At 70.7% G+C, this 2,701-nt stretch carries 3 protein-coding genes; all 3 read right to left on the bottom strand.

The genetic code is table 11. The features are described 5' to 3' along the window. The coding region (locus M3N57_00045; protein ID MDP9021097.1) for a tyrosinase family protein at positions 1-1,133 on the bottom strand (1,133 nt) is incomplete at its 3' end. Between the two features lie 301 nt (positions 1,134-1,434). Beyond that, positions 1,435-1,644, bottom strand: a complete 210-nt coding sequence (locus M3N57_00050; GenBank protein ID MDP9021098.1) for a BldC family transcriptional regulator — start codon at positions 1,642-1,644, stop codon at positions 1,435-1,437. Between the two features lie 79 nt (positions 1,645-1,723). Continuing rightward, positions 1,724-2,395, bottom strand: coding sequence for a response regulator transcription factor (locus M3N57_00055; protein ID MDP9021099.1), 672 nt, complete (start codon positions 2,393-2,395; stop codon positions 1,724-1,726). Positions 2,396-2,701 lie beyond the last annotated feature (306 nt).

Here is a 2,701-nt window from a genome sequence, read left to right on the forward strand (position 1 = left end):
TTGACTGCGATGGCGGGCGGCGGCTGCGGTGAGGGCTGGCCACGGACGGCCACGCTGTACCTGCCGCGGTTCGCCCCGGGGCCGCCGTGGCGGATCCGGACCAGGTAGCTCCCGGCCGTGAGCCCGACTTCCACCCTCCGACCGGCATCACCGTCGCGGTCGACGACCAGCGCAGAGGCGTCGTCGGGCCCGTACAGCGCCAGTGCGGCATCCGCCAGGCCATCGGCCTCTATGACGTAGGTGCCCGCTGCGGCGACGACGAACTGGTAGTGGTCCTGCTCGCCATCCGTCCCGATCGCTGTGCAGATCGGCGGGGCACCGACCACCAAGGGTACTGTGCCGAGCGGGAGGTCGGTGCCGTAGCGGTAGCCCAGGGCCCGGTGGTTGAGCAGGTCTCCAGGCCGCTTCGTGGTGTACCCGACGGTGAACGGGTCGTCGAGGCCTTGCCCGATGGGGCCTTCACCGGGCTGCAGGTACGGGGAGTAGTCGGGATGGCGCTCCTGCCAGACCGCCCATAACCGATCCGCGTTGCAGGCGTGCAACCAGAACGCTGGGTCGTTCGGGGCGGTCGCGGAAGCCATTGTGCGGCCGACCCAGGCGGGCACGCTGCTGTGCAGGAGCTCGTCGAGGACCGCGGCGAAGCGGTGGAAGGGAGTGCAACCCAGCACGGCGTCCAGCTGGGCCGGGGTGGGGAGGGGCGGAGTGGGTCCGAGCCGGCGCCGCAGTGCCGGACCGGGATCCATGGGCGAGGACGTCTCGACCAACCGCCAGGCTCCGGAAGCGAAGGCGAACGGGCCGGTGGTCACCACCTCGTCGGGCCCGTCGCCGCCGCCACCCAGGAAGTCGGTGTCCCACAGCGACGACCCGCCGGATCGGTCCACGGTCCAGTCCCAGTAGGGCAGGGTCACATCGGGATCGATGGCCTGCAGGTCGAGCTCGAACTGGTGCAGGAACTCCCGGTTCCAGGGCAGGAAGGCCGGTCCGAAGCGGGCCGGTCCGCCAGCCGTGAACACGCGTCGGCGCTCGGCCACGTACCGATCGTACGCCCCGTTCGCCTTGAGCTGTAGGAGCGCTTCGACGAACGCTCGACGCTGCTCAGGCGTCAGACGCCTGTGATCCTTCCTCTCGCCCATACGGCTCCTACAGACGGCCTGCGAAGATGTGGGACAACCTGAACCGGCGAGTCATCGCGCCAGTTCACGCGGTCGCGGCGCCGGTTCACGCGGTCGTGTCAGGGAGGATGGCCGCAGGGTGTCTCGGCCCTGTCTCATGGCGACGGATGGGCAGCCGCACGACCCTCTCAGGAGTTCCCCCGGGTGCCCGCCGGCCCGTCAGGCGCGTCCGGTCCTCATCGAGCGCACGTCGTGGGTGAGCCCAGCCGTGGGCGCATCGCCTCCGCACGGTGCGCGCGGCAGGAGGTCGCTGCGGCTGTCGTCAGCCCGCTTCTTCGCGGAGTCGGCGGACCTCCGAAGCGCGGTAGCGGCGGTGGCCTCCGAGGGTCCGGATCGGTTGGAGCTTGCCCTGGTTCGCCCACCGCGTGACCGTCTTGGGGTCGACACCGAACACCCTGGCGACCTCAGCGGGCGTGAGCAACTCGTCGTGGTCGTCGCGGTCGCGGCGCGGCGTTCTGTCGTCGTTCGGCACGGTGACCCCTCCGCAGCGCCGAGACGGTGCCTGCTCCAGTCGACACGATAGGGGACAGCGGCCTGCGGGGCGCCGCTGGTCAGCGCAGGAGCCCCAGTCGGAACCCGCGGGCGACGGCGCTGGTGCGGTCGGATACGCCCAGCTTGGCCAGCATGTTGGCCACATGGGTCTTGACCGTCCGCGGCGACAGCACCAGTCGTTCGGCGATCTGCTGGTTGGTCAGCCCCTCGGACATCAGCCTGAGCACGTCGCGCTCGCGGCCGGTGAGCGACGGTGGCTCAGAACTCGGTACGTCGCCGCGCCACACCTCCACAAGGTGGACCGTCACCTGCGGCGGTATCGCGGGTTCGCCCCGGGTCACGGCGGCGACCGCCTGGCGCAGCTCTACCAGCGGTGCCGACGTCATCACGAACCCGTCCGCGCCGGCCGAGACCGCGTCGCGGAGATCGGCCGGCGTGAAGTCGTCGGAGAGGAGCAGAACCGGCACGTCGCTGCGGGCGGCCTTGGCAGCTGCCACCGCCTGGAACGCTGCGGGATCTTCGCCGCCAGACGCCACCACCAGGACGTGCGGTGACCTGGTACGCACTGTCTCCGCCGCCTGCGAGAGGGTCGCTTCCGAAACGACGTGGCCGGCACCGGTCAAGGCGGCACGTACCCCGGCACGTACCACCGGTCGGTCGTCGGCGACGGCGACGAGCGTTGCAGGTGGCGGTGCGTCGCTGTGGTGATCGTCGGGGAGCGTCGTTCGCATGGGGACCTTGCCAAGGCTCGCGCGGTAGCTGCAGCGCAGCGTGCCGTGGCATCGGGCCTGCCAACATCCCCCGGGTGGGCGGTTCTCGCGAGGTTGCGCCGCCCCGTCCCACTAGTTCACGAACCTGGAGCCACGCGCCGTTGGGGTGTCCCCCGCTCGTCCTGTACGCGGTGAGCGTTCGACGTGGCGGCCTTGGGACGCGAAGATAGCTGTTGATGACCACCAGCCGAGACGCCGACGTGGGCGAGGATGAAGCCTTCGCCGAGGTGCGCGACGTGCTCGTCGAGATCGCGACCGACGCAGAGC

Source organism: Actinomycetota bacterium (assembly GCA_030776725.1).
In the GTDB taxonomy this organism is placed as follows: domain Bacteria; phylum Actinomycetota; class Nitriliruptoria; order Nitriliruptorales; family JAHWKO01; genus JAHWKW01.

What these genes read in the sequence shown, in the direction of transcription:
- M3N57_00055 (MDP9021099.1), bottom strand. Translation starts at nt 2,395, where the DNA reads ATGCGAACGACGCTCCCCGACGATCACCACAGCGACGCACCGCCACCT.